This is a genomic window from Mycobacterium sp. (genome assembly GCF_025965855.1).
In the GTDB taxonomy this organism is placed as follows: Bacteria; Actinomycetota; Actinomycetes; order Mycobacteriales; family Mycobacteriaceae; genus Mycobacterium.
Window position 1 is genome coordinate 1 of record NZ_JAOPWB010000118.1, and the last position, 26,168, is coordinate 26,168.

The 26,168-nt window shown below is 65.9% G+C and carries 21 protein-coding genes, 1 tRNA gene and 2 pseudogenes; 8 read left to right on the top strand and 16 right to left on the bottom strand.

Annotation, left to right across the window (positions count from 1 at the left end; all coding sequences use genetic code 11):
* From JWP83_RS09190 to JWP83_RS09200, 3 genes are all read left to right on the top strand, one after another.
* Positions 1-4,118: bifunctional nitrate reductase/sulfite reductase flavoprotein subunit alpha (locus JWP83_RS09190; RefSeq protein WP_297729029.1), on the top strand; the 4,118-nt coding region annotated here is incomplete at its 5' end.
* A gap of 81 nt (positions 4,119-4,199) precedes the next feature.
* The gene (locus JWP83_RS09195) at positions 4,200-4,472 is read left to right on the top strand and encodes a hypothetical protein (RefSeq protein ID WP_297729032.1); all 273 of its coding nucleotides are present in this window, start codon (positions 4,200-4,202) and stop codon (positions 4,470-4,472) included.
* Between the two features lie 127 nt (positions 4,473-4,599).
* Entirely contained in the window at positions 4,600-6,246 is a 1,647-nt protein-coding gene (locus JWP83_RS09200) for an NAD-dependent malic enzyme (RefSeq protein WP_297729035.1), read from the top strand.
* Between the two features lie 68 nt (positions 6,247-6,314).
* Here the strand turns inward: JWP83_RS09200 and JWP83_RS09205 are convergent, their stop codons facing one another.
* The 13 genes from JWP83_RS09205 to JWP83_RS09265 all read right to left on the bottom strand — a co-directional run bounded on the left by JWP83_RS09205 (position 6,315) and on the right by JWP83_RS09265 (position 20,142).
* Complete coding sequence (locus JWP83_RS09205; RefSeq protein WP_297729038.1) at positions 6,315-6,821, bottom strand: CAP domain-containing protein; 507 nt, start codon at positions 6,819-6,821, stop codon at positions 6,315-6,317.
* A 13-nt stretch (positions 6,822-6,834) separates the two neighbouring features.
* Positions 6,835-7,458 (bottom strand): hypothetical protein, encoded by a 624-nt coding sequence (locus JWP83_RS09210; protein ID WP_297729041.1) that lies wholly within the window; start codon positions 7,456-7,458, stop codon positions 6,835-6,837.
* Positions 7,455-8,069 carry an Mce protein gene (locus JWP83_RS09215; protein WP_297729044.1) on the bottom strand — a complete coding sequence of 205 codons (615 nt, stop codon included), beginning with the start codon at positions 8,067-8,069 and terminating at the stop codon, positions 7,455-7,457. The genes JWP83_RS09210 and JWP83_RS09215 overlap by 4 nt, the downstream gene beginning before the upstream one ends.
* 17 nt (positions 8,070-8,086) lie before the next feature.
* Positions 8,087-9,559 carry an MlaD family protein gene (locus tag JWP83_RS09220; RefSeq protein WP_297729047.1) on the bottom strand — a complete coding sequence of 491 codons (1,473 nt, stop codon included), beginning with the start codon at positions 9,557-9,559 and terminating at the stop codon, positions 8,087-8,089.
* Positions 9,560-10,681 (bottom strand): MCE family protein, encoded by a 1,122-nt coding sequence (locus tag JWP83_RS09225; protein WP_297729050.1) that lies wholly within the window; start codon positions 10,679-10,681, stop codon positions 9,560-9,562.
* The gene (locus tag JWP83_RS09230; protein ID WP_297729052.1) at positions 10,678-12,024 is read right to left on the bottom strand and encodes an MCE family protein; all 1,347 of its coding nucleotides are present in this window, start codon (positions 12,022-12,024) and stop codon (positions 10,678-10,680) included. The genes JWP83_RS09225 and JWP83_RS09230 overlap by 4 nt, the downstream gene beginning before the upstream one ends.
* A complete protein-coding gene (locus JWP83_RS09235) occupies positions 12,021-13,202 on the bottom strand; it encodes an MCE family protein (RefSeq protein ID WP_297729055.1) in 1,182 nt (393 codons plus the stop codon). The genes JWP83_RS09230 and JWP83_RS09235 overlap by 4 nt, the downstream gene beginning before the upstream one ends.
* Positions 13,199-14,230 (bottom strand): MCE family protein, encoded by a 1,032-nt coding sequence (locus tag JWP83_RS09240; protein WP_297729058.1) that lies wholly within the window; start codon positions 14,228-14,230, stop codon positions 13,199-13,201. Before JWP83_RS09240 ends, JWP83_RS09235 begins: the two co-directional genes overlap by 4 nt.
* Positions 14,227-15,495: an MCE family protein gene (locus JWP83_RS09245; protein ID WP_297729062.1), complete on the bottom strand. Its 1,269-nt coding sequence runs from the start codon at positions 15,493-15,495 to the stop codon at positions 14,227-14,229. The genes JWP83_RS09240 and JWP83_RS09245 overlap by 4 nt, the downstream gene beginning before the upstream one ends.
* A gap of 4 nt (positions 15,496-15,499) precedes the next feature.
* Positions 15,500-16,348 (bottom strand): ABC transporter permease, encoded by an 849-nt coding sequence (locus JWP83_RS09250; protein ID WP_297729065.1) that lies wholly within the window; start codon positions 16,346-16,348, stop codon positions 15,500-15,502.
* Positions 16,345-17,112, bottom strand: a complete 768-nt coding sequence (locus JWP83_RS09255) for an ABC transporter permease (RefSeq protein WP_297729068.1) — start codon at positions 17,110-17,112, stop codon at positions 16,345-16,347. Before JWP83_RS09255 ends, JWP83_RS09250 begins: the two co-directional genes overlap by 4 nt.
* Before the next feature lie 230 nt (positions 17,113-17,342).
* Positions 17,343-19,232, bottom strand: coding sequence for a family 2A encapsulin nanocompartment cargo protein cysteine desulfurase (locus JWP83_RS09260; protein WP_297729072.1), 1,890 nt, complete (start codon positions 19,230-19,232; stop codon positions 17,343-17,345).
* Positions 19,219-20,142 (bottom strand): family 2A encapsulin nanocompartment shell protein, encoded by a 924-nt coding sequence (locus JWP83_RS09265; protein ID WP_297729075.1) that lies wholly within the window; start codon positions 20,140-20,142, stop codon positions 19,219-19,221. Before JWP83_RS09265 ends, JWP83_RS09260 begins: the two co-directional genes overlap by 14 nt.
* A 388-nt stretch (positions 20,143-20,530) precedes the next feature.
* Here JWP83_RS09265 and JWP83_RS09270 point away from each other — a divergent pair, with 388 nt between their 5' ends.
* The 4 genes from JWP83_RS09270 to JWP83_RS09285 all read left to right on the top strand — a co-directional run bounded on the left by JWP83_RS09270 (position 20,531) and on the right by JWP83_RS09285 (position 24,005).
* The gene (locus tag JWP83_RS09270; protein WP_297729078.1) at positions 20,531-21,805 is read left to right on the top strand and encodes a thioester domain-containing protein; all 1,275 of its coding nucleotides are present in this window, start codon (positions 20,531-20,533) and stop codon (positions 21,803-21,805) included.
* A gap of 9 nt (positions 21,806-21,814) precedes the next feature.
* Positions 21,815-22,747 carry a cysteine synthase A gene (gene cysK / locus JWP83_RS09275; protein ID WP_297729081.1) on the top strand — a complete coding sequence of 311 codons (933 nt, stop codon included), beginning with the start codon at positions 21,815-21,817 and terminating at the stop codon, positions 22,745-22,747.
* A 2-nt stretch (positions 22,748-22,749) separates the two neighbouring features.
* Entirely contained in the window at positions 22,750-23,433 is a 684-nt protein-coding gene (gene cysE / locus JWP83_RS09280; RefSeq protein ID WP_297729084.1) for a serine O-acetyltransferase, read from the top strand.
* Between the two features lie 290 nt (positions 23,434-23,723).
* Positions 23,724-24,005: an ANTAR domain-containing protein gene (locus JWP83_RS09285; RefSeq protein WP_297729087.1), complete on the top strand. Its 282-nt coding sequence runs from the start codon at positions 23,724-23,726 to the stop codon at positions 24,003-24,005.
* A 34-nt stretch (positions 24,006-24,039) separates the two neighbouring features.
* Here JWP83_RS09285 and JWP83_RS09290 read toward each other — a convergent pair.
* A pseudogene (locus JWP83_RS09290) lies at positions 24,040-24,327 on the bottom strand (muconolactone Delta-isomerase family protein); the annotation flags it as partial.
* Between the two features lie 134 nt (positions 24,328-24,461).
* Positions 24,462-24,534: transfer RNA gene (locus tag JWP83_RS09295), tRNA-Asn, on the bottom strand.
* Between the two features lie 102 nt (positions 24,535-24,636).
* Here JWP83_RS09295 and JWP83_RS09300 point away from each other — a divergent pair.
* Positions 24,637-24,922: pseudogene (locus tag JWP83_RS09300) on the top strand (hypothetical protein); the annotation flags it as partial.
* Between the two features lie 199 nt (positions 24,923-25,121).
* Here the strand turns inward: JWP83_RS09300 and JWP83_RS09305 are convergent.
* Positions 25,122-26,168: HNH endonuclease signature motif containing protein (locus JWP83_RS09305; RefSeq protein ID WP_297729090.1), on the bottom strand; the 1,047-nt coding region annotated here is incomplete at its 5' end.

The window sequence follows — 26,168 nt, forward strand, 5'->3', positions numbered from 1 at the left end:
GCGGCACCCGTCACGTTACGAAATCTGTTGGAAGCAAAAGCCATCCGGCCAACCTCGGCCGGTTGTGCACCAAAGGCGCGACCACCGCGGACCTGCTCGCCGCACCCGGCCGGATGGAATCGGCATACCAGCGGGCCGACCGCGGCCAACCCCACGAGCCGATCGGCACGGACAACGCGATCGCCCAGTGCGCAAAGCGGTTACGGGCCATCATCGACGAGCACGGCCCGGACTCCTTCGCCATGTACGTGTCGGGCCAGATGTCCATTGAGGCGCAGTACTTGGCGAACAAGCTGACCAAGGGGTTCATCGGCACCAACCAGATCGAGTCGAATTCGCGACTGTGCATGGCCAGCGCGGGTTCTGGCTACAAGCTGTCCCTGGGCGCGGACGGACCGCCCGGCTCATACGGGGACTTCGACGAGGCCGACGTGTTCCTCGTCATCGGTTCCAATATGGCCGACTGCCACCCGATCCTGTTCCTGCGCATGATGGATCGCGTCAAGGCTGGCGCCAAGCTGATCGTGGTGGACCCGCGCCGCACCGCGACCGCCGAGAAGGCCGACCTCTTCCTGCAGATCGCTCCCGGGACCGATCTCGCGCTGCTCAACGGGCTGCTTCACCTGATCGTCAAAAACGGGCACACCGATCCCAGGTTCATCGCCGAATTCACCGAAGGCTGGGAGGTGATGCCGAGCTTCCTCGAGCAGTACACCCCCGACGAGGTCGGCGAAATCACCGGCATCCCAACCGAAGACATCCGCACCGCGGCCCGCTGGATCGGCGAAGCCGAAAACTGGATGAGCTGCTGGACAATGGGACTCAACCAGAGCAGCCACGGCACCTGGAACACCAACGCGATCTGCAACCTGCACCTGGCCACCGGCGCCATCTGCAAACCCGGCAGCGGCCCCTTCTCGCTCACCGGCCAACCCAACGCCATGGGCGGGCGCGAAATGGGTTACATGGGGCCGGGTCTACCGGGCCAGCGCTCGGTGACATCGGCCGGCGACCGCGAATTCGTCGAGGACCAGTGGGGCATTCCCCGCGGCTCGCTGCGCACCGAGGTCGGCACCGGCACCGTCGACATGTTTTCGCGCATGGCCGACGGCCAGATCAGGGCCTGCTGGATCATCTGCACTAATCCCATTGCCTCCGTGGCCAACCGGAAGACGGTGCTGGCCGGCCTGGAAACCGCGGAGCTGGTGATCGGCCAGGACGCGTTCTTGGAGACCGAGACCAACGACTACGCCGACGTGTTGTTGCCGGCTGCTTTGTGGTCGGAGTCCGAAGGGGTAATGGTCAATTCCGAGCGCAACCTGACCCTGTTCCAGCCGGCCGTCGCCGCGCCGGGCCACGCGCTGCCGGACTGGCAGATCATCGCCCGGATCGCCTGCGAGATGGGGTTTTCGGAGTCGTTCAGCTACGCCTCCGCGGAGGAAGTCTTCGAGGAGATCAAGCGGTTCTCGAACCCCGCGACGGGCTACGACCTGCGCGGCGCCGGCTACCCCCGGCTGCGGCGGACGCCGCTGCAGTGGCCGTGCCCGCCCGACGGCGCCGGCGACCGCAACCCGATCCGCTACCTGAATGACGGTGTCAGCCAGACCCGGTTGGTCCGCGATGACGGCAGCGTGCCCCGCCTGGCCTTCCCCACGCCGAGCGGTCGCGCGGTGTTCTTCGCCCGCCCGCACCTGCTGCCCGAGGAAATGCCCGACGACGACTTCCCGTTCCTGCTCAACACCGGGCGACTGCCGCACCAGTGGCACACGATGACGAAGACCGGGAAGGTCGCCAAACTCAACAAGCTCAACCCCGGACCGTTCGTCGAGATCCATCCCGACGACGCGGCGCGCCTGCAGATCTCCGACGACGACTCGGTCGAAATCGCCTCCCGCCGCGGCCGGGCCGTGCTACCGGCCGTGATCACCGACCGGGTTCGGCCCGGCAACTGCTTTGCGCCCTTCCACTGGAACGACGTTTTCGGCGAGTACCTGTCGATCAACGCCGTCACCAACGACGCCGTCGACCCGGTCTCCCATCAACCGGAGTTCAAGGCCTGCGCGGTATCCCTCACGAAGGTTGCCGTCGCGCAAGCCGATTCGAGCAGCGCTTTGCCGGCGGCGGACACACCGGCCCACGATCGCCCCGACGAACCCGAGGAGATCAGCCTGACCCGCGTCGACGCGTTGGCCGAACTCCTCGGGGTGGCAAACGAACCGGTGCCGCAGTTCGGTCCGCTGGGCCGGACCTACCTTGCGGGACTGGTAACCGGGCTGCGCTCGGAAGCCGGCCGCCGCTCGGCCGGGGTGCCCACCCTGCCCCAGAACGCCCCGTTCGATTCCAGCACCCGGCAGTGGGTGAACGGTCTGCTCGCCGGGCTGTTCGCGCGCACCGAGGCACCCCAGATGGCGCCGATGCCGGCCGTCGAGGAATCACCGATCGAGGCATCCGAACCCGAACGGGCACCGATCGTGGTGTTGTGGGCCTCGCAGACCGGGAATGCGGAGGAGCTCGCCGCCGATGTCGCCGCGCAATTGGGCGCGGCCGGCCTGCCGGTCGCGTGGCACGGCATGGATGACTTCCCGTTGGCGAAGCTTGCGACGACGCGGGAACTACTGCTGATCACCAGCACCACCGGTGACGGAGAGCCACCGGATACCGGCGCCGGCCTGTGGCGGGCGCTGACTTCCGACGGCGCGCCGCGATTGAGCGGCACCCGCTACGCGGTTCTCGCGCTGGGCGACTCCAGCTACGACGACTTCTGCGGCCATGGCCGCAAGCTCGATGAGCGCCTCGCCGAGCTGGGAGCGACCCGCGTCGTCGACCGGGTCGACTGCGAACCCGACTACGGAGACGCCGCGGCCAACTGGTTGAGCGGGGTGATCCAAGCGCTGGCCCGCGCACCCGAACCGGTCGGCCGGGATGGCGGCGCGCCGGCGCCCGCCGCTCCCTTCGCGCTCGCGCGGCCACCCCGTCCGGCGACGCGGCCGGGGACGGGCACCTTTAGCAAGAAGCATCCCCTGATCACCGACATTGCCCGCAACATCAAACTGGGACGGCCGCAATCGGCAAAAGATGTGCGGCAGTTGGTGTTTCGGCTGCCCGACGACACGATCAGTTACGAGGCCGGTGACGCGCTCGGGGTGTGGCCGCGCAACAGCGACCGGCTGGTCGACGAATGGCTGTCCGTCACCGGTCTGGACGCGCAGACCCCGGTCGAGGTCGGCGAGCATGGTTTGATGTCGCTGCGCGACGCTGTTACCGAGCGAATCGAGATCGCCCACATCAGCAGGGACCTGGTGCGATTCGTGCAGGAACGCACCGGCGACCCGAAACTCGCCAAGCTGTTGAAGCCGGAAAACAAGGCCGCGTTCAGCGATTGGGCATGGGGGCGCCAGTCCATCGACCTGTTGGCGCAGCTGCCGGTCTACGCATCGGCGCACGAGTGGCTGAGGGTCCTCAAACGCCTTCAGCCGCGGCTGTACTCGATCTCGTCGAGCCCTAAAGAGTGCCCGAGGGAAGTTCATCTGACGGTCTCGCCGGTGCGCTACAACTTCCAGGGCGTCCCTCGCCGCGGGGTGTGTTCGACCTACCTTGCCGACCGCTCCCCTGGCGATCGCGTCGCCGTCTATCTGCAGCCGTCGAGCAATTTCCGGCCCCCGACTGATCCGCACACGCCGATGATCATGATCGGTCCGGGCACCGGGATCGCACCCTTCCGCGGCTTTCTGCAAGAGCGCCGCGCGCTCGGCCACACCGGACCCAACTGGCTGTTCTTCGGCGAGCAACACGCCAGCACCGACTATTACTACCGCGACGAGATCGAGCAGATGCGGGCCGACCGGTTGCTCACCGAACTCGATCTGGCGTTCTCGCGGGACCAGCGCGACAAGATCTACGTGCAGCACCTGATGCGCAAGCGCGGGGACCAGCTGTGGCGCTGGTTGCAGGACGGTGCACAGCTGTACGTCTGCGGTAACGCCGACCCCATGGCCAAGGACGTCGACCGCGCGCTCCGCGAAATCGCGGCCGAACAGGGCAACCTCGACCCGGAGGCGGCGCAGGCCTACGTGCAATCGCTGAGCGCCGACAAGCGCTACCACCGCGACGTCTACTAAAGCGCCACCCGCGCGGCACCCGTAATACGACGGAAACGTCGCACACCCGCCGCTGAAACATCGCCGGCGCACCATCGGCTCATGAAGGATGTCTGCCCGCTGCGGTGTCGGCTGCATCCCGGCGGTCCGGCGTCGGCGTCCGACCAGGTCGATTGGGCGGGGTTGCCCATCAACCTGGACCTCGCGTTCTCCCGCGAGCAGCGCGACAAGGTCTACGTGCAGCACGTGATGCGTAAGCAGCGCAGCCAGCTATCGCCGTGGTTGCACGACGGCGCGCAGCCGTGCGTCTGCGAACTCGCCGCCCAAGACGGGACCCTGGGCCAGGACGCGGCCGAATCCATGTCCAGCCGGTAGCGATCCCGCGATTCGCGATCGACGAACCGTCCGTCCCGTCGAAAGATCTCTTCAGCCTCCGCTCACAGCGCTCATGAGGATCACGCTACGGTGACTTGATGGGCAAAAGCACCGGACGGGGGTTGCGATGAGCGATCCCCGCACGCCGCGGATCCCGCCGGCACTGGCCGCGCCGAGCCTCAACCGGGGTGTGGGATTCACCCACGAGCAGCGCCGACAGCTGGGGCTGACCGGCCGGCTTCCGTCGGCGGTGCTCACGCTCGAGGAGCAAGCCGACCGCGTATGGCATCAACTGCAAAGCCTCGCTACGGATCTGGGCCGTAATCTGCTTCTCGAGCAGCTGCACTACCGGCACGAGCTGCTGTACTTCAAGGTGCTGGAAGACCATCTGCCCGAGCTGATGCCGGTGGTCTACACCCCCACGGTCGGTGAGGCCATTCAACGCTTCTCCGATGAATACCGCGGGCAGCGGGGACTCTTTCTCAGCGTCGACGAACCGGACGAGATCACCGAGGCCTTCGACACTTTCGGCTTGGGCCCCGACGATGTCGACCTGATCGTATGCACCGACGCCGAAGCGATCCTGGGCATCGGTGACTGGGGCGTCGGCGGCATCCAGATCGCCGTCGGCAAGTTGGCGCTCTACACCGCCGGCGGCGGGATCGATCCCCGCCGATGCATCGCGGTGTCGCTCGATGTCGGCACCGACAACGAACAGCTGCTGCGGGACCCGTTCTATCTGGGCAACCGCCACGCCCGGCGCCGCGGCGAGGAGTACGACGCCTTCATCAAGCGGTATGTCGAGACCGCTCACCGGCTGTTTCCGCACGCGATCCTGCATTTCGAAGACTTCGGACCGCTCAACGCCCGGAATATTCTGCAGACCTACGGCGACGATTACTGCGTCTTCAACGACGACATCCAGGGAACCGGCGCGGTGGTGGTCGCCGCCGTGTACGGGGGATGTCACGTCACCGGTATCCCGCTGCGCGACCAGAAAACGATCGTCTTCGGAGCCGGCACCGCCGGTATCGGGGTGGCGGATCAGATCCGTGACGCGATGGTCACCGACGGCGCGACGATCGAACAGGCCACTTCGCAGATCTGGCCGATCGACAAGCAGGGCCTGCTCTTCGACGACATGGACGACCTGCGCGATTTTCAGGTGCCCTACGCGAAGAACCGCCAACAACTGGGGTTGGCCGCCGGGGATCGGGTGGGATTGGTGGACGCTATCAAGCTCGCGTCACCTACCATTCTTTTGGGCTCCTCAGCAGTATTCGGCGCGTTCACCCAGAAGGTCGTCGAGGCGATGAGCGCATCCTGCGAACACCCGATGATCTTCCCGCTGTCCAACCCGACCTCACGCATGGAAGCCATGCCGGCCGACGTGCTCGGTTGGTCCAACGGTAAGGCGCTGATCACGACCGGCACCCCCGTAGGCCCAGTCGAATTCGCCGCCGCCACCTACACCATCGGCCAGGCCAACAACGTGCTGGTGTTTCCGGGTATCGGATTGGGCATCATCGTCTCCCGAGCCAGGACGGTCACCCCGGGAATGCTGCAGGCCGCGGCGAAAGCCATTGTGCACCAAGCGAGCCCGACAAACCCCCGCGATTCGCTGTTGCCGGATGTGCAGAACTTGCGCGAGATCTCGGCGGCGGTCGCCGAGGCCGTCTATCACGCCGCCGTCGAGGACGGGGTGGCGAGCAGGACGCACGGGGACGTAGCGCATGCCGTGGCCGACACGATGTGGACGCCGGTCTACGACTAGCTTGTGCCGAACGTCGACTTGTTGGGCAACCCAAGGGCCTTTTTGGCCTAATTACTCGACGTTCGGGCCTATCGCTTCGGCGCCTCCGGTTGCCCATACACGGCGACGACGACGGTGCGGTCCAGGCTGTTGTCCGACCACACCCCGATGTTGGTGTTGGCGCAGTCGCGGATGATCGCCATGTCGTCGGGGTTGTAGTACCACTGGTTGACCAGCTCGAGGCTGCTGATCGATATCGCGGGGTTGATCGCCACCGTTTCGGCCGCCTTGCCCCGGAAGCCGGCCGCGTTGGAGCGGTCCTGCGGTGTCGATCCGTCGGATCCGATGTCGTCGTTGACGTTTCGGTTGTTGATCATGTCTTCCGCGTGCCATTCGGCGGCAAGGGTCAGCGCGTTGTTCCTGATGACGTCGTTCGTGCAGCCCGCTTGGTGCTGCAGTGTGTAGACGGCGGAGACGACGGCGCTGTTGAGCCGTTTATTGTCGGCATGCGCGGCGGGCGCCAGCATCGCTCCTGCCCCCGCGGCGATCACCGCGACGGACAGCACCCGGGTGACACGCCATATCGATGCGAACATGTGATCCCTCGCATCACACCGGGTCAAAACGCGAAACCAGCCATCGGCCGTTGACCTTGTCCAGCGTCAACCGCACGACGGGGTGGGTATCCGTGGGAGCGCCGGTGCCGATGGTCACGGTTTGGTCGACGAACGCCAGGACCACGGCATGGTCGGCGGACGCCGAAACCGAGGCCACCGCATTGACTTTGGCCACCGACGAGATGTGCTTCTCTTTCGCACCCGGGACGACGACCTGGCGGGTCAGCTCGGTGTAGGCATCCTTGAACTCACCGGTCAGCCGTTCGCGCGCCGCGGCGAGATCCTTTTCCACCGAATCCGCCTGGTAGGACAACAGAACGACCGCGTCTTCGCCGGCAACCCGCACCGATTCGGCGCGCGCCCGTGCCAGGTCGTCGGCTGACCCGGCCACCCACTTGAAATAGCCCGCCCCCAGCGCCAGCAGCAACGCGACTGCGGGCAAGGCGCCATGAGCGAGCACGCGCGACCACTTGGTGGGCCGCTTCTGCGGCGCGCTGGCGGCCTCGTCATCGGACGGCTCGCCGACCTCGGCGACCACCGAATCTTCCACGTCGGCATTGACTATCGCCTCGTCGCCGGTGGCGGCAGCCTCGATGTTGTCGCGGAGTGTCGTCATGGCACGAACACCACATTCGACACCTTGGCGTCGGGGCCGACCGACCGGACCTCGATTCGCATCCGCCATTCCCGCGGCGCCTCCCCGCCGCCGGCGGTCCGGGACTTGACGGCAACCGCCACCAGCACCTGGGCGGAGTCGCCCCGTTGAGATTCCAGGCCGGCATCGGTAACGGTGCCTTCTGATTTCGACTGCGCCGCCTTGACGACCTCGACGAACGGCTTGGACCGTTGCTCGAAGTCGTCACGGAACGCTCCGGTGGATAGATCGACGATCCGCTGCACGTCGGCGTCGACCTCGGTGTAGTTGATCGTTGTGAGGTTCACCGCGCCCTGGCGAGCGACCTGAACGAACAAGTCGCGCTTGGCGTTCGCTTCATGCTTTTCGTAGGCCCGGTAGCCCAGCCAGCCGGTCAATCCGGCCAGCGCCGCCACGACCGCGACGGCGGCCACCAATCCCGCTGCGGCGCGCGAGAGCCGAGGGGTGGCCCGGCGCCGCCAGCGCGCGAGCCGGTTCTCGGGTTGGCTCTCGTCCCCATCGGTATCGGCCCCGTCCAGATGCTCGCGATCTTCGACGTCGGGGGTCTCGGGTTCCTTAGTGTCTTCGGCCATGTTGCTCCTTCGAATGCTTACGGCGTCGGGACTAGAAGCGATTGCCAGTTCCTGGCGCGCGGGTGCGCCAAGTCGGCCTCGGTGTAGCGGCGTCCGTCGGGCCCTGTGTAGTCGCCGGTGGCAGGGTCATAGGTCGCGACGGCAAGCGGCGACGGTGCCGGCGGCGCGGTGCCCCGCGGCGGCGGCAGTCGCGGGTCTTGTCCCGGCGGATACATCGGAACGCCCTGCCCGCTGTACGTGGCGTTGGGGTCTCCCTTCCAGTTGTAGCCGTCGTTGAGCGGCACGTACTCCTCGTCGCTTTCGCACAGCTCGACCGTGGGCGCCCGCTTCCCTGGCTTGGCCTCGCACGGAATATTGCGCACCCCACGGACATTGAACTCCGAGTCTTGCGGCACTCGGCAGAACAGGTCCGCTGCGGGACGGTCCGGTGCGTCCACGCTGGCGGGTGAGCGGCGCTGTGCCGGAGGCAGGTACCCCGTCGTGCACGGCGGCGGCAGGTTGATGTTGAGGTTGAAGTCCAACTGGGCGCCCCGGTACGCCTGTTTGGCATTGGAGCCGGGCACGACGATTGCGGCCATGGCCGCGATACCCTGTGGCAGCAGCACGAGGAGTTGTTCGATGTCGTGGCGGTAGACGACGGCGATGTCGCCGAGGCTCACCAGGTTGGCGAACAATACCGGAACCGCCGGCGCGACCCGATCGAACAGGGCGCGACCTTCTTCGAGCCCGGAAGTGCCCTGCGTCAACAGGTCTCGCAGCGCCGCGTCCTGGGCCTTGAACTGTGCCGTAATGGCCGCGGTTCGATTGGCCCACGTTGCGATGTCGTCCGATGTCTGCACCTGGGAGTTGAGCACCGCCGGGGACTGGTCGATCAGGGTGGCCAGCGGGTCGGCGGTCCGGCCTCCGGCAATGGCAAGGGCCGCCGATCCATCGACGATCCGCGACAACTCCGGCCCGAGGCCGCTGACCGCGCGGTTGGCCTCGTCGATGATCGTATGCAGGTTGTCGCGCGGAATCGATTGCAGCGCACGGTTGGTCAGGTCGAGCAGATGCCCGATGTCGACGGGCACCTCGACGTGGCCGGCAGGAATGACGTCGCCGGCGCCCAGCGGCCGCCAATGTTCCCCGTCCTTGCCCGGCCGCGGGGTCAGTTCGATGTATTGTTCGCCGATCGCCGAGCGGCTGTGTACCGATGCCTCGACATCGGAGGGCACCTTGACCCCCGATCTCATGGCGAGCACCGCACGCACCCCGGTGGCGGTGACTTCGACCGACTTCACCTGGCCCACATCGGTGCCGCGATAGGTGACGACCGAGGTCTGGTAGAGCCCACCCGACTGCGGCAGGTCGACCGTGACGCTGTACTCACCGATCCCGAACAGCGTCGCGGGCAGCTTCATGAAATTGAAAGCCATTGCGCCACACGAGACCACGGTCACCAGCGTCAGCATCGACAGCTGGATCCACGTTCGGCGGTTCAGGCGCAGCATTCAGTATCCCCCGAAGTGATACGGATAGGTCAGAGGGTTGCCTCCGGTGGCCGGGCTGGGCTGCATGCCGATCGTGCGTCCCCACTGCAGTTCGAGTTGGGTGAGATTGCCTTCCCACCGCGAGCCGGTGAAGAGCCCTTGGTCGATGCGGCTCAAGGTCAGGTCGACGACCAGGGTGAGGTTTGCGTAGTCACCGCGGAACCAGTTGCGCACGGTGGACGCCGGCCACGGGTAGGCCACCAAGCCGTCCAGGCCCCTGGTGAGCGATGGCCCGGCGTCGGCCAGCGACCGCAGCACCGGCGCGACATTGCGCAGGTTGTCCACCAGAGATTCCTTGCTCTGGTGGATGGTGTCGGCCGCGATCGCGCCGAACTTGCCGAGCTGGTCGATGGCATCGGCGATCTTGGTGCGCTCTTCGGCCAGTACCGCAAGCGCTTTCGGCACGGTGGTCAACGCCTTGTCGACGACGGGATCTTTGGCGGCGACCTGGCCCGCCAGCGAATTGAGATTTTCGGAGGCCGCGATGATGTCGTCGGTCTGGGCGTTGGTGCCGGCGATGAATTGGTCGAGCTGGCCGAGCAGGCTGCGCATGTCGTTTTCGCGGCCGGCGAACGCCTTGGCGAGCGCCTGGGTGATTTCCTGCAGCTGACCGAGCCCGCCGCCGTTGAGCAGGATCGAAACCGAGGCCAGGGTCTGCTCGGTGGTGGGATACAGGCTCGCGCGCGGCAACGGGATGACCGAGCCGCTCGTGAGTTGGCCTAGGGGCGGCTCGTCTTTGGGCGGCGCGAGTTCGATGTGCATCGAGCCGAGCAGGCTGGTCTGCCCGAGCTTGGCGGTCGCATTGGCCGGCAGGTGGACATCGCCGTTGATGCGCATCGTGACCAGCGCGTGCCAGTCCTGGAGCTCGATCTTGGTCACGTTGCCGACGTTGACGTCGTCGACGCGAACCCGGGTGTTCTCCTGAATGGTCACGACATCGGGCATTTGCGCCTGGATCGTGTAGGAGCCCGACCCCCCACCGGCGGTACCGGGCAGGGTGAAGGAATTCAGGCCCCTCCATCCGCAGGCCGACAGCGCGGCGATGCAAGCAAGGCAGAGCGCCGAGACCATCGCCCGTCTCATGGTGCACCCGTCGGAAGCATCAAGTCGCGCAGCACTTGCGTCGAATTGACCGTGCCGTTCGACGGTGGCGCCGCGGCGGGCAGCGGCACCTCCGTGGGCGCCGGCTGCTCGGGAGGCGGCGGCTGCCCGGGCGGTACCGCATCCGGCGGCGGGGTGGCGTCCGGCGGCGTGTAGCCCGGCCGCAACGAGTCCTCGCTGTAGGTGATTTCGTTCGGCCGGGCCTGCGTCCCCACGAACGGGTTGAGACCAAACGGAAGATAGTTGTAGATGCGGTTTTTGATGATCGGGTTGATGTATTGCAGGCAGAGCTTCGAAACCCGGTCCAGGCGCAGCCGGGAGGCCGCCTCGATCGAGCTGCAGATCCATTGCGGGATGTCGGCGAAGTTGTTCAACGCAATGATGCCGGTCATCGCGCTTTGCGCCGGCTGGTAGATGTTCAGGAAATTCTGGAACACGGTCGGGGCGATGTGCAGGATCTGTTTGACATCCGCGCGACTGTCGTTCAGCGCGGTGGTGATGGAACCCAGCCGGTCGAAGGTGACGCCAATGCCTTCCCGGTTCTCGGAAAGAAAGTCGCGCAGATCCGTCAGCGCCCCGTCGAGGCCCTTGACCGCGTTGGCGACTTCGTTGGGTGTGTTCGACAGCACCGTCGTCACGCTGGCCAGGTTCTGGTTGAACGAGGCCAGCAGATCGCTGCTGGAGTACAGCGCCGAGACCAGCAGCTGCAGATTGCGCACGGTGCTGAAGATGTCGTCGGCATGATCGCCCAGCGCCGAAATCGCCTCGGACAGCTTGATTACGGTGTCGCGAGCGGAGTCACCCTCGCCGCGCAAGTTCTCGGCGGCCGAGTTGATGAATTCGCCGACCGAGTTCACCCCGCCCGGAGCCGTCGGCTGCAGCGCGTCGGTCAGCTTCTCCAGTTGCCTGCGGAAGTCATCCCATTCGACGGGAACCGCGGTGCGGCTCAGCGGGATCGACGCGCCGGGGCTCAATTTCGGTCCACCGGAGTACGCCGGGACGAGCTGGATCGCCCGGGAGGTCACCAGCGACGGTGACAGGATCGCCGCACGAGCGTCGGCCGGGACCGCATACTGCTTGTCCACCGAGAAGGTCACTTTGGAGCTGGCGGGGTGCGGCTCGATCTTGTCTACTACGCCCACCGCGACGCCGAGGATCCGAACCTCGTCGCCGACGAACAGGCCGTTGGCCTCGGTGAAATACGCGGTGTATGTGCTCTTTTCAACCTTGCTCAGCAGCTTCGTGCCGACGAGGAACGAAGCCACGACGAGGGTCGCGACCAGGCTGATGCCGGTCGCTGCCCGGAGGGTGCGTCGACTTATCACTGTCCCCCCGCCTCTGCGGGTGCGGGCACGGGGCCGGGCTCCGGCGGTGGGCCCGGCGCGGGACCCGGGGAGGGCGGCTGGGACCAGATCGGGTGCGGTGCGTTCTCCGGCGGCACGGGCGGGGTGCCGGTCGGCGGGTCCACCGACTCCGACGGTAGCCCCTGGTTGGGGTCGAGGAACCGGTCATACATCCGTGCGTCGATCGTCGGTCCGCTTATCTGCCCGGGGATCAGGTTGGCCACGTAGGCCTTGAAAAAGGGTCCGGAGCCAAGGCATTCGCCGAACGACATTGCGTAGCGTTTGAACTTCGGCAGGGTCTTCTGCAGATCTTCCTTGCGGTTGTCGAGGACCTCGAGCACCCCGTTGAGCTTGTCGAGGGCCGGCTTGAGTTGGGCCCGGTTGTCATCGACCAGTCCCGAAATCTGATGCGACACCGCCGTGAGGTTGTTCATCAGCGCGTCGAGGGAATCACGTTCGTCCAGCAGCGCGGCGAGCAACGCGTTGGAATCGGCCACCAGAGTGGCGATCTGCTGGCTGCGCTTGCCGAGCACCCCGGAAACCTTGTTGGCATTGCCCAACAGGCTGCGCAGCTGCGCGTCGCGATGGTTGAGGGTCTCCGAGAACCGGGCAACGCCCTGCAGCGCGGGTTTGAGGTCCGCCGGCGTCTCCTTGAAGGTGTTGGCCAACGTCGTTAGCGCCGAAGACAATTGGACGGTATCAAGTCCGCTGATCGTCGTCGTCAGGTCGCCCAGTGCGTCGGGAAGGTCATAGGGCGAGTGGGTGCGTTCCAGCGGAATGGGGCCGCTCAGCCTTCCTTCGCCGCGCGAGGTGAGCTCGAGTATCTTGCTGCCCAGGACCGTCTCGGTCTTGATCGCCGCTTCGGTGCGGTCGCCCAACTCGACGGTTTTGCGGACCGTGAAACCCACCCGGACCTTGGTGCCCTCCAGGCGGATGTCGGAGACCCTGCCGACACCCATTCCGGAGACGCGGACCGTACCACCGCTTTTGATGCCGCCGGCCTCGAAAAAGTAGGCCGCGTAGTCGTTGGTGTTCTTGACGAACGGCAACTTGTCGTACTGGAAGGCGGCGACGGTCACGCACACAAGAACCACGCTGCCGATCACGCCGACCGTCAAGGGGCTCCGACCCGCGAGCGGCCTTATCTTGGGTAGCTTCATTGCGGCGTGCACCGCCCGCTGGGCTGGCCGAGCAGTTTGACGAAGATGGGGTTGCCCCCTTTACCGTTGAGCTTGAGCAACACTTCGCAGAAATAGAAGCCGAAGTAGTCGCCGTTCAGTCCCTGCCGGGACAGCACTTGGTAGATGTCGGGGAGCTGCTTGAGCAGGTTGTCGAAATAGTCGCGGTCGGACAACACCTGCCCGGACATGCGGTCGGTCTCGTGCACCACGTCCCTGATCGGCTGGCGCGCTTGGACAAGCAGATCGGCGACCGACCCGGCCGCCGCGTTGATGTAGGCCAGCCCGGTGGAGATGTCGTCTTTGCGCTGCGCCAAGCCGTTAACGAACTGGGACAGCTTGTCCAGGCCGTCGGAGAACTCGCGGTCGCGCGTGCCGAAGGTGTGCAAAACGGTGTTCAAGTTGGCGATCAGCTCACCGATCAGTTCGCTGCGCCCGGCCAGGGTCGAGGTCAGCGTCGAGGTCTGCGCCAGCACCGAGGCGAGAGTGCCGCCCTGGCCCTGGAAAATCCGCAGCAATTCGCCGGACAGGGCGTTGACCTGATCGGGATCCAGCGCGCGGAACAACGGCCGGAAGCCTCCGATCAGTGCGTCGACGTCCAGGGCGGGCGACGTGCGCGCCAGCGGAATCGTCGCGCCCGGCGGCAGCCGACGCGGGGACCCGGGGCCGTCTTCGAGCGCGAGATAGCGGTCCCCGATCAGGTTTTCGTAGCGCACGACGGCCTTGGTGCCATCCGTGAGTCGCACCCCTTTGTCCACCGCGAAGCCGACGGTCACCGTGCCGTCGCGATGCAGGGTGAGGTCGCCGACCTTGCCCACCTCGACCCCGGCGATGCGCACGAAATTGCCGGACTTCAACCCGGATATGTTCGTGAAAACCGCCTGATAGCCGGCGCGGTCCTCGAAGCGCAACTGCCCGAACACGGCGATCAGCGAAAACGTGAATACCAGGCAGACCGCCGTGAACAACGCGACACGCGCGACGATGGCAGACATCTTCCGTCTTCTCATGGCGGCGGCCGCCCCCCGCGGTACCAGTAGTGGGGCGGTTCGGGCGGGTTCTTGGTCGTCGGGAACCAGTTGGCCCACCACGGATTGCCCGCGGCCACATTGGTGCGGATCTCGTCGGGAGCGGCGCCCCAACCGGTGTCGGTGACCAGCGCGCGCACCGGGAAGTTGGCGCTCGGGTCGGGCAACGAGCCACAGCTGGGCTTGCCCCCCGGGCCACCTGTCGCGTTGACCTTTGGCAGGTGTCTGGGGTAGCGGTAGGGGTCGTCGCCGAAAAGCAGCGCGGCGTCGAGGATCACCGAGTAACCGTTGCCGCCCAACGCGTCCCGGCCGCCGTGATCCACGTACCATTGCGCACCCTGGAACAAGCACGTGAAGGTCGGCGAGTACTTGTTCAGCAGGGCCGTGGTCGGATCGAGCAGGTCGAAGGACCGAACGATGTTGGCCTCGTTTCTGCCGATTACGTTGATGCCGGTCTGGCTGAAGCCGGCTGCCGACAGCAGGAGCGAGTCGAGCGACCGTTGGTTTTCGGTGAGGGTCTTGCTGGTGGTTGTCGCCGAGTCGAGGATCGACAAGATATCCTGCGCCGCATTGGAATAGGCGGCCGTCGCCTTGCCGAACAACCGCCAGTCCAGGTGGATCGTCTCCATTCGGGGGTTGACGGTCAGCAACAGATTGTTCGCATTGGTGATCGCCTCGCCGATCCGTTCACCCTTGCCGCGCACCGACTCCGAGAAGGCCGACAAGATCGCGTTCAGCTTGGCCGGGTCAAGGGCCTGGATCACCGCCTGCAGGTTCTCGAAGACCGTGTTGACTTCGACGGTGACGTTGCGGGAGTGCAGCACCGCGCCGGGCTTCAGCGGAGTGGGGCTGGCCTGCTCCGGCACGATCAGGTCGACGTACTTGGACCCGAATGCGGTGGTCGATTTGATCTCGGCCTCGAGGTTGCTCGGCAGGTATTTGAACGGGCCCGGTTGCATCTTCAATTGCAGCTGGGCCGCTTTCACGTCGGTGCCAATCGAACCGACCTGGCCGACCTGCACTCCGCGCAGCTTGACCTTGGCGCCCGGTTCCATCACCAGGCCCGCCCGGTTCGACACCAGCGTCAGCGGAATGAACTCCTGAAACTTGCCGGAGAACGATCCCGCGGTCAATGCGATCAGAATCCCGACGACGATGAACAGTGTTGGCGCCCACCAGATCGGGTCGATCCTGCTGGTGCGGACTCTGTTTCGCGCGCGCGATCCGCTGTCCCGGTGATTGCTCATACGGTCATCCCGACAGGTTGAAGTTGCCGGACTGCCCGTAGACGGACAACGAAATCATCAGGCACACAAACGCCGTGACGATCATCGATGACCGGACCGAACGACCGACAGCCTCCCCCACACCGGCGGGACCACCTGTCGCGGTGAAACCGTAGTACGTGTGCACGACCATCACACCCGTCGCCATTGCCAGCACCGCCGCGAAAGACCACAACAGGTCGGTGGGACGCAAGAACGTGGAGAAGTAGTGCTCGTATACGCCGCGTGACTGGCCGTAGATGTAGAGCGTGCCGAACTTGGCCGCAAAGAATGACATCAGCACCGCAACGGCGTACAGCGGGATCACGACGAGGACGCCGGCGATGATTCGCGTCGACGACAGATAGGTGATCGAACGGATGCCCATCACCTCGAGCGCGTCGATCTCCTCGTTGATGCGCATCGCGCCCAGCTGCGCCGTCGTGCCTGCGCCGATCGTCGCGGCCAATGCCACCCCGGCCGTGCAAGGCGCGATCATGCGGACGTTGAAGAACGCCGACAGAAATCCTGTCAGCGCCTCGACGCCGATGTTGGACAAGGTGTCGTAGCCCTGTACCGCGACCAGGGCACCGGTAGTCAGGGTCAGGAAGCCGATGATGCCCACGGTGCCCCCGATCACCGCCAGTGCACCGCTGCCCATACCCATCTCGGCGATAATTCGCAGCACTTCCCCCGGGTAGCGCCGGACCGCATCGACGGTGGCGGCCAACGATTTTCCGTAGAACTCGGTCTGTTCGCCCACCCGCCGGGCGGCGGCCGCCAATTTAGGTCCAAGAGCGACCAACCATAGGGGCTCGTGTGCGGCATCGGTCATTTGGCGGTCACCTTCACGCCGAGGGCCGTGATCACGATGTTGATGAAGAACAACGCCATGAATGAGAAGACGACGGTCTCGTTCACCGCGTTGCCGACACCTGTGGGCCCGCCGCCCACCGACAGGCCCTTGTAGCAGGCGATCAGCCCGGCCGACAACCCGAACAGGGTCGCCTTGATGAGTGAGATCACCACCTGGGGCAGCCCGGTGAGCAGTGTCATCCCCGCGATGAAGGCACCCGGCGTGACGTGCTGAACGAAGACCACGAAGATGTAGCTGCCCGTCAACCCCGTCACCGCGACCACCGAGTAAAGCAGCAACGCGACGAAGGTCGCCGCGATAATCCGCGGAACCACCAGCGCCTGAACCGGATTGACGCCGATCACCTTCATCGCGTCGATCTCCTCGCGGATGGTGCGCGCGCCCAGGTCGGCGCACATCGCGGTCGATCCGGCGCCGGCGACGGCCATTGCGGTCACGACCGGCCCCACCTGGGTAACCGATGCCAGCGCGGCACCGGCACCTGAGAGGTCCCCGGCGCCGATCTCGACGAGCAGGATGTTGAGGACGAACACGATCAGCACGGTGTACGGAATCGACAGCATGATCGTCGGAAAAATCGAAACCCGGGCCACGAACCAGATCTGCTCGAGAAGCTCACGCCATGCCCACGGACCCCTTACCGTGCCAACCAGTGACTCGAGGCTGAGCAGAAAGAACTGGCCCAGCGCGTTCATGGGCCTTGCGACCGTCGTGCCGTTCATCGGGTCTGTTCAGTCCCTCCGAGCGTCCATACGCCCATACGGCTCATGCGGCCCCCGTTTACGTGAATGAAGCGAAACTTCGTGATTACCGTCACCGCAAATGATTAGCGGCGTTCAGCGCGCAATCCGGCCACCCCACCTGGCTGCACACACAAGACACTCCCGGAGCCTAAAGGCAACGCGATGCGGGGCCGAAGGGTTGGAATCAAGCAGAAGAAATCTGGCAAAGCTCAGCCGGCGCCCGCGCCACCCTCGGCAATCCGGCGGACCGCATTCAGGAAGACGTCGATCTCCTCGAAAGTGTTGTAGAAGGCAAACGACGGGCGGACCGTGGCTTCCAATCCCATGCGGCGCAGGATCGGCTGCGCGCAGTGATGGCCGGCGCGCACCGCAATGCCTTCGGCGTTGAGCGCCTTGCCCACCTCGAGCGGTTCGTGTCCGGCCAACACGAACGACAGCACGCTGGCCTTTTCGGTGGCGGTGCCCACCAGGCGGACACCCGGGATGTCGGCCAGCCGCGGAGTCGCGTAGTCCAGCAGCGCGCGCTCGTGCGCGGCGATGCGGTCGATGCCCAACCGCTCGACGTACCGCAGCGCCTCCCCGAGGCCGACGGCGTCGGCGATGTTGCCGGTGCCGGCCTCGAACTTGCTGGGCGGCCCCTGATACAGCGAGCGTTCGAGCGTCACGTCGGCGATCATGTTGCCGCCGCCCTGCCACGGCGGTGTTTCGGCGAACGCCTCCTCGGTCCCGTAGAGCACGCCGATTCCGGTGGGACCGTAAATCTTGTGGCCGGAGAAGGCGAAGAAATCGACGCCCAGCTCCGAGACATTGACCGGCAGGTGCTGAATCGACTGGGCCCCGTCGATCAGCACCCGCGCGCCGTAGCGGTGTCCCAACTCCACGATCTGATCGACCGGTGTCACCGTGCCCAGCGCGTTGGACACTTGGGTGGCCGCCACCAGTTTCGTCTTGGGCCCCAGCAAATCCTCGAATTCCGACAACAGCAAATTGCCGGCGTCATCGACCGGAGCAACTTTCAAAACCGCACCGGTCTGCTGCGAAAGCAGTTGCCACGGGACGATATTGGCGTGATGCTCCAAATGGGTAATGACGATCTCGTCCCCGGGTAGCAAATGCTTTCCGCCCCATGCGTAAGCCACCAGGTTGATTGCTTCCGTGGTGCCGCGCACGAAGACGATTTCTTCGTCTTTCGCGGCGCCGATGAATCGCCGAACCGTATTGCGCGCTTCTTCGTAGGCATCGGTAGCGCGGGCCGCCAACTCGTGCGCCGCGCGGTGAATGTTGGAGTTCTCGTGGGCGTAGAAGTGCGACAGCCGGTCGATCACCGCCTGCGGCTTTTGGGTGGTCGCGGCGTTGTCGAACCAGATCAGCGGCTTGCCGTTGACGGTCTCCTTCAGGATGGGAAAATCCGCCCGCACCGCGTTGACGTCGAAAACCTCGTGCTCGTCGGGTAATTGAGGTACGGCATCTGTCTTGGTCAGGAAGTGATACAGATGCTCGTCACCAACGGGCGCAACCGGTGGAGCGTCGGACCAGCCCAGGTCGAGCACCGCGGGCGCCTCGGGAAGCCACGAAGGCACCACTGGCACCGAGCCACGCGGGGCCACCGGCGCGGCGGGCGCCGCCCCCGCCAGCACGCCGGGCACGGCCGGCACGATGCCCTGGCTGGGTACCGCGAAGGCGGTGAGGTCAGCGATGCCGGGCGGCAGATAGGGATCGGCGACGCTCGCGGTCGCCTCGCCGGCCGAGGGCGCCGCCGTCGCATCGGGCACGTTGCCGCGGGGGGCTACGGGCACCGTCTGCGGCGGCCCTTCGGGCTCGGGGGATGTCGGCGCAGGGACGTATATGTCGGTGAAGCCGATGGCGGGAACCGCTGGCAGGAAAGGATCGGACGTGCCCGCGGCCGCCTGTCCGGCCGATGTGGCGGCGGTCGCATCCGGCACGCCGCCGCGCGGGGCGACCGGTGTCGTCTGGGGTGGGCTGTCGGGCCCGGGCCGGATGCTGGCCGCATACAGCTGGGTGGCCAGCGCCGCGAGTTCGGCGGCGCTGATGGGCAGCTCGCTCTCGGCGTCTACCGCTCGGTACTCACTTGTACTCATGGAACTGGTCCACGGCGACGTCGTCGAGCACACCGAGCGCGTCGTCGGTGAGGACGGCAAGGGAGGTGTACAGGGTGACCAGGTAGCTCGCGATCGCCGACTGGTTGATGCCGGTGAACCGCACCGACAGCCCCGGCGCCTGCTCGCCGACCAAGCCCGGCTGGAAAAGGCCCACCACCCCCTGGCGTTCCTCGCCGGTGCGCACCAGGACGAATTTGGTCTTGCCGTCTTCCACCGGCACCTTGTCCGACGGAATCAACGGAATGCCCCGCCAGGTGATGAACTGCGCGCCGAACAGGCTCACCACAACTGGCGGCACACCCCGGTACGTGGCCTCACGGCCGAACGCGGCGATGCCGAGCGGGTTGGTGAGGAAGAAGCTGGGCGTCTTCCATACCTTGGTGATCAGTGCGTCCAGGTCGTCGGGCGTCGGAGCGCCGCCAAGCGTCTGGATTGTTTGCTCCGGGGTCGCCTGCGCCAGCAGGCCGTACTCCGGGCTGTTGACCAATTCGAACTCCTGGCGTTCCTTGATCGTCTCGATGGTCAGCCGCAACTGCTGGGCGATCTGGTCGTGCGGGCTCGAATACAGGTCGGACACCCGGGTGTGGATGTCGACCAAGGTCGAAATCGATCGCAGCGTGTATTCGCGCGGACTCGTCTCGTAGTCGACGTAGGTCTCCGGCAGCGGTTCTTCGCTGCCGGCGCCCTCTTCGGCCTTGATCGCGACATTCTCGGGGTTGACCACGCGGTTGACCCGGTACAGGCCGGCTTCCACCGGCACCCAGCTCAGCAAGTGGAGCAACCAGCGCGGCGTGATGGTCGAGAGCTGCGGGACGGTCTTCGTCGCGTTGGCGAGCTGGCGAGCCGCGAGATCGCCAAGTGCCTGGGACTCACTTTGAGCCGAAGTCATCGGGGTCCTTTCGTGCTCGGTCGAACGCCGCAGCGAGTGCGGCAGGTCCATGATCACCCACTGTCAGCGGGGGCGCGCGCCGAGCGTAGGCAGGCGCGGAAGCGAAACAGAAGGTTTACACCGACGCTGAGTCAAATCAAGGAAACGAGCCCGAAATCTGACAGTGACATTTGCGAGCCCTATAGTAGGGCACATGCAACAGGCCCTTCCGCTGCGCTTCGTTCCTTCGCGCTGCCTCGCCGCGGACTGTTGTTGTTGCTGTTGTTGATTTCCTGACGCCCTCTGATGCTGTAGAAATCCTCGCGCTTTCCCCGCAACGGGTTAGGACTCGCACCCCGCCCGGCGGTATGGATGCGCCAGCCAAACCCTTCAGGAAGATCAACCACCCATGACCGTGTTATCGATGCCCAACCGCGCCTTGGCGCAGGTCGCAACCCGTCGGCGCGTGCTGGTTCGGCCGGCCACCGGAGTCGCCCGCATGACGCGCTACCGAGGTGGCACCTACTCCCACACCGTGGACAGGATCGTGTTCACCGACGGCAGCGCTGCGCGCACCGACCTGATCCGGCTACATCCCAACCTGCTGGCCTACTCGCTGGACTTCACCGGCATCGCACCGCACCTGCCGTCGAGCTACCGCCTGGGCACCTGGTCCGCCCTGCCCCACCTGCGCGCCGGCGGCTGCGAAGCAGCAGTCGACTGGATCCTGCGCCACTCGTTCCCGGTGCGTCCCATCGCCGAACTGAGCCGACGATTGCGCACCGCCGGCTACCCGCTGGGGCCGGCCAACCTGAGCGAGCACGAAGCCATCGCGGCAACCCAGGCCGCGATCTGGCATTTCACCAACGGCCTGGCGTTGGATACCCGGCCGCTGAACGAGCCCGTCGCCGTAGACCGCTCCGCCGGGCCGACGGTCACCTTCGAATTCGACGGACAACCACAACTGGGCGGCTACTCGGTATGGGCGGCCTCCGACACCGCCATCGGTTTGAAACTGCAAAAGTCGGCCAATGGCGTTGATTGGCAAGATGTTTCGGGCTCTAACGTGACGATTCCCGGCAAGGGGCGCCACCGACGCACCCTCGGGATTGGCAGCACGCTTTCGGCCACTAGCCACGGCGGCGGTGGGCGCGGCTACCGCTACTATCGGCTCGTCGCAACGACGCATACCGCCGGCGCGACAATCGGCGATGTGCGGTTCTGGCTGACCGGTGCTCGCCACTACCGCAATGCCGATCGGGTCGTGCACCTCTACAATTACCTACTCACCGGGGCAAGCAATGCCTTGCGCAACTCCGAAGAGCCGCGACTGGTCGATACTCATGCAACCGCTGAATCCGAACTCATAGGACCGTTCCAAGTGCGAATCCCCTTGAGCCTCAGCGCCGCCGGCGGACACACGCTTGTTGACGCCGACGGTTTGGACGTCGACGACATCGTTCAACCGGGAACGGACTTTTACGTGCGTCCCGCGCCGGGTACATCCGCAATGACAATGACCGCAACAACACCGCACAACCTCGCCGGGCGGGTACTGACCGGCGAGGCATTTGCGGGGGCGTCGCAGCGATTCACGCCCATTGCCCTTATCGTGCCAATAGACGTTGCCATCGAATTCGACATCACCTGGCAGGCCGACGAGCCCTGTACCGACACCGCCTAAGGAAGTTTCATGAGCATCGCCGATGACGTCACACAGCTGATCGGAAACACGCCCCTGGTTCGGCTGAACCGGGTCACCGACGGCGTGGGCGCGGACGTTGTGGCCAAGCTGGAATCCTTCAATCCTGCCGCGAGCGTGAAGGACCGCCTCGGGGTGGCGCTGATCGACGCGGCCGAGGAAGCGGGGCTGATCAAGGAAGACACGATCATCCTCGAGCCGACGAGCGGGAACACCGGCATCGCGCTGGCGCAGGTGGCGGCGGCACGGGGCTATCGGCTGGTCCTGACCATGCCCGAGACGATGAGCATCGAGCGGAGGAAGCTCCTGCTCGCCTACGGCGCCGAACTGATCCTGACTCCGGGACCGGACGGCATGCCTGGTGCTATCGCCAAGGCCGAGGAACTGGCCAAGACCGACCAGCGATATTTCGTGCCCCAGCAGTTCGAGAACCCGGCCAACCCGGCGATTCACCGCAAAACCACCGCCGAGGAGATCTGGCGCGACACCGACGGCAAGATCGACATCTTCGTGTCTGGAGTCGGCACCGGCGGCACGATCACCGGCGTCGCCCAGGTCATCAAGGAGCGCAAACCGTCGGTGCAGTTCATTGCCGTCGAGCCGGCCGCATCGCCCGTGCTGTCCGGCGGCCAGAAGGGGCCCCACCCGATCCAGGGCATCGGCGCGGGGTTCGTCCCGCCGGTCCTGGACCTGGACCTGGTCGACGAGATCATCACCGTCGGCAACGACGACGCGATCAACTTGTCCCGACGGCTGGCCCGCGAAGAGGGACTGCTCGTCGGCATCTCCTCGGGCGCGGCAGCGGTGGCCGCGCTGCAGGTGGCGCGCCGGCCCGAGAACGCCGGCAAGCTCGTCGTCGTCATCCTCCCCGACTTCGGCGAGCGGTATCTGAGCACATCGCTGTTCGCCGACGTGGCGGATTGACCATGCTCGCGGCCATGCGGCAAGACATTCGGGCGGCCAAGGAGCGGGATCCCGCTAAGCCCACCACGCTGCAGGTCATCTTCGCCTACCCGGGCGTGCACGCGATCTGGGGCCACCGGATCAGCCACCGGCTGTGGAACCGCGGCGCCAGGCTGGCCGCGCGGACGCTCGGGGAGTTCACCCGCATCTTCACCGGGGTCGACATCCACCCCGGCGCCGTCCTCGGCCCCGGCCTGTTCATCGACCACGCGACCGGCGTGGTGATCGGGGAGACGGCCGAGGTGGGCGAAGACGTCACGCTGTATCACGGCGTCACCCTCGGCGGCAGCGGCGCGGACACCGGGAAACGCCACCCGACCGTCGGCGACCGGGTGACCATCGGCGCCGGGGCCAAGGTCCTGGGCGCGATCAAGGTCGGCGACGACAGCCGGATCGGGGCCAACGCCGTGGTGGTCAAGCCGGTCCCGTCGAGCTCGGTGGTCGTCGGGGTCCCCGGGCAGGTCATCAGTCGCCACGGCGGGGGCAGCCCTGACGACTCGATGATGCCCGACCTGGTGGGTGTCAGCCTGCAGTCCCTGCTCACCAGGGTGGCCAAGCTGGAGTCGGTGAACGACGGGCCGCAGAACGGCCGCGTGATCCGCCCGCCCGAGGCCGGGGTGTGGCACGGCGAGGACTTCTCGATCTGAGCGCGAACGTACCCGGCGCCGCGAAGTGAGCAAGGGTTAAATCCCTTGTGAGCCAAATACATATGTCACACGGCCGTCCCGTGAGGATGTCCTATAGTGGGTGTATGCCACAGGTCCTCGGGCGCCGCGTCGTGACGCGCTGTTGCGCCGGGCCCTGTTGTCGTTGATTCCCTGACATTTCGCGCTTTTCCGCGAGGTGGCGTTAAACATGGCTTCACCCAAATACTTTCAGGAAACCCTTCTATTCCATTGCGTAGCAAGATAACTCATTTTCAGGAGGTGGTCGACAGATGATCGAAAGCCTTGCGAGCCAGCGGCATCTCGATCCGAGCCGTCAGCAAGCCAGTCGAGCTCTCGATACGGCGGTGGGGATACTCGTCGGGTGGCGCAGGTACAGCACTTATGCCGCATTTCGGGAGCTGCTCAGCGCCAGCGAGCGGCACGATGTACCGCTGTTCAAGCTGGCTTCGGCTCTGGTTGCGTTGGCCAGCGGAGGCGCCGATAGTGAGACCGGCGCCGGCGCGGCCCGGCTGGCCGCGGAAAGGGAATGGGGTCTGAACTACCTGCTGTGACCGGCGCCGAGTTCGCCGGGGATCATCCCCGGTCGCCCGCCGGGTCGTTGGGGTGCGGGCTCAGCGGCGTCACCTCGTCGGTCCGCCAGACGCGCAGGGGCATCGAGGCGAGCACCTGCTCGAGTTCCCGCGCGTCGGTTGCGGCGAACAGGCCGAGAGTGCGCCATTCGCCCGGTTGCAGCGGCGGACGCCACAGCCGCAGCAGGTGCCCCTGCTTGGCCAGTTCGCGGGAATGCGCGGCCTCCCGGGCGCGGATGTCGTCGACGGCTTCCGGCGGCGTTCCATCAGGAACGCGCGTGGTCATGGAAACCAGGAATTCCATGGGCCCTCCTGAAAGGCGTTGTGCACGACGCCAATACCCGCTGGGACCGATGGGTTCCGCCGCCGACATTCTCGAGGGGTTCGCTATCGGAGGCCGCGCCCTTCGGCACCGGCGGGCGGCTGAGCCTCACTTCGCTCCCCCGCCTGGACTCGAACCAGGAACCCTTCGGTTAACAGCCGAATGCTCTGCCAATTGAGCTACAGGGGACTAACCCGATCGCGGGACGACTCTAGCTTACTGCCATACGTGTACCCAACTAGCCGGACCGGGGATTGTCAGTGGCCACCTATGGCCTCAACCGCATGGACATTGCCGACGGCGGGCGCCGTGGCGCGCAAACCCGAGCTCATGAAGTACGTGCTGGGCCCGATCCTGCACGTCTACCGCATGGACGTGCCCGATCGCATCGACATCGGCACGCAAGGTTCAGCGCGATTCTGTCTGTTCGGAATCATTCCCGGATGGACCCACCACATCACCGTCAAGCGGCTGGATCGAGATCGAAACCGACGATCGATGGCGCGGCGCCCCCACCCGCCTTTTCGTCCGACTCATGTTCCGTCACCGCCACCACCGCTGGCACAGACTCTCCCGACCCGACTTGGCTCAACTTGGTGCGCACGTCAGCGGGATATTGATGAGGGCGTGGCGGAGGTCGGCGGGTAGCGGGCCGGCAGAGAGTGGCGGGTTTGGTTGTCGGCCATGATTTCCAAGATCCGATAGCAGCGGGTAGAGCAAACGAAATTCTGTAGGCTCCAACCTGTTTCAGCTTCGATACGATGCTGCTCACCAACCTAGTTGTTTGTTGGTGGTGGCTGCGGCTGAAAGGGTTCGTACCACCACCAGTCGGCGCGCTCGCCGGTGGGCCCGGGGCACGGCGGGACGGCGGGCGGGGCAAGGTTGGGCGGACGCGCGAGCGATCCTGTACGGAGTGGTTGGCCGGAGCTGTCGGTGACGATGAGATCGGCTGCGGGTCCGGTGAGGGTGATGACGCCCCGGTGGTGCAACCGGTGGTGATAAGGGCATACCAGCACCAGGTTGGCCAACTCGGTGGGGCCGCCGTCTTCCCAGTGCCGGATGTGGTGGGCGTGCAGACCGCGGGTGGCACCACAGCCGGGAACCGCGCACGTGGGATGGCGGTGTTCGAGCGCGCGGCGAAGCCGCCGGTTGATCTGGCGGGTCGCTCGGCCGGCGCCGATGAGCTGGCCGTCACGTTCGAACCAGACTTCACACGTGGCATCACAGGTGAGGTATCGGCGTTCGGCCTGCGTGAGCAGCGGACCCAGATGCAGCGCGGCGGCGCGCTGCTGGGCGTCGACGTGCACCACCACCGTGGTGTGCTGCCCGTGTGGCCGGCGGGCCGCCTCGGCGTCCCATCCGGCCTCGACCAGACGCATAAACGCCTCGAGGGTGCCCGGCAACGGCGGCGCGACATCTGATGCACAGTCGCCGTTGACGCGATCGTGTTTCCACTCGGCGATCAGCGCATCACGATGAGACGCCAGTGCCGCGTCGAACTTCGCCGCGTCCAGGTGCGGAAGTGTGATCCGCCAACAGGTGAACTCCTCGTCGGAGGTCTTGGTGATCGAGGCCTGCGGTTGCGGCCGAGAATCGGGTTCGGGTCGCGGTTCCAGCTTGACCGCGGTGCGCAGCTGGTTGACCGTGGCCCAACGCGCCAACTGGGCGTAATGCTCATCAGATCCCTCACCCGCCCGCGCCGCGATCACCCCGACCTGATCCAGCGACAGCCGGCCCTCCCGCATGCCCCGCGCACAGCGGGGAAACGCCTCCAGCCGGCGCGCGACGGTGGTGATCGTGTGGGCGTTTGCTGATGACGAGCC

Bases quoted from the DNA above. Each gene is read 5' to 3' on its own strand.
- JWP83_RS09285 (WP_297729087.1), top strand. From the start codon at position 23,724: ATGATCGAAAGCCTTGCGAGCCAGCGGCATCTCGATCCGAGCCGTCAG.
- JWP83_RS09260 (WP_297729072.1), bottom strand. From the start codon at position 19,232: ATGAGTACAAGTGAGTACCGAGCGGTAGACGCCGAGAGCGAGCTGCCC.
- JWP83_RS09245 (WP_297729062.1), bottom strand. From the start codon at position 15,495: ATGAGCAATCACCGGGACAGCGGATCGCGCGCGCGAAACAGAGTCCGC.
- JWP83_RS09195 (WP_297729032.1), top strand. From the start codon at position 4,200: ATGAAGGATGTCTGCCCGCTGCGGTGTCGGCTGCATCCCGGCGGTCCG.
- JWP83_RS09255 (WP_297729068.1), bottom strand. From the start codon at position 17,112: ATGAACGGCACGACGGTCGCAAGGCCCATGAACGCGCTGGGCCAGTTC.
- JWP83_RS09265 (WP_297729075.1), bottom strand. From the start codon at position 20,142: ATGACTTCGGCTCAAAGTGAGTCCCAGGCACTTGGCGATCTCGCGGCT.
- JWP83_RS09250 (WP_297729065.1), bottom strand. From the start codon at position 16,348: ATGACCGATGCCGCACACGAGCCCCTATGGTTGGTCGCTCTTGGACCT.
- JWP83_RS09205 (WP_297729038.1), bottom strand. From the start codon at position 6,821: ATGTTCGCATCGATATGGCGTGTCACCCGGGTGCTGTCCGTCGCGGTG.
- JWP83_RS09200 (WP_297729035.1), top strand. From the start codon at position 4,600: ATGAGCGATCCCCGCACGCCGCGGATCCCGCCGGCACTGGCCGCGCCG.
- JWP83_RS09215 (WP_297729044.1), bottom strand. From the start codon at position 8,069: ATGGCCGAAGACACTAAGGAACCCGAGACCCCCGACGTCGAAGATCGC.
- cysE (WP_297729084.1), top strand. From the start codon at position 22,750: ATGCTCGCGGCCATGCGGCAAGACATTCGGGCGGCCAAGGAGCGGGAT.
- JWP83_RS09210 (WP_297729041.1), bottom strand. From the start codon at position 7,458: ATGACGACACTCCGCGACAACATCGAGGCTGCCGCCACCGGCGACGAG.
- JWP83_RS09225 (WP_297729050.1), bottom strand. From the start codon at position 10,681: ATGAGACGGGCGATGGTCTCGGCGCTCTGCCTTGCTTGCATCGCCGCG.
- JWP83_RS09270 (WP_297729078.1), top strand. From the start codon at position 20,531: ATGACCGTGTTATCGATGCCCAACCGCGCCTTGGCGCAGGTCGCAACC.
- JWP83_RS09235 (WP_297729055.1), bottom strand. From the start codon at position 13,202: ATGAAGCTACCCAAGATAAGGCCGCTCGCGGGTCGGAGCCCCTTGACG.
- JWP83_RS09240 (WP_297729058.1), bottom strand. From the start codon at position 14,230: ATGAGAAGACGGAAGATGTCTGCCATCGTCGCGCGTGTCGCGTTGTTC.
- cysK (WP_297729081.1), top strand. From the start codon at position 21,815: ATGAGCATCGCCGATGACGTCACACAGCTGATCGGAAACACGCCCCTG.
- JWP83_RS09220 (WP_297729047.1), bottom strand. From the start codon at position 9,559: ATGCTGCGCCTGAACCGCCGAACGTGGATCCAGCTGTCGATGCTGACG.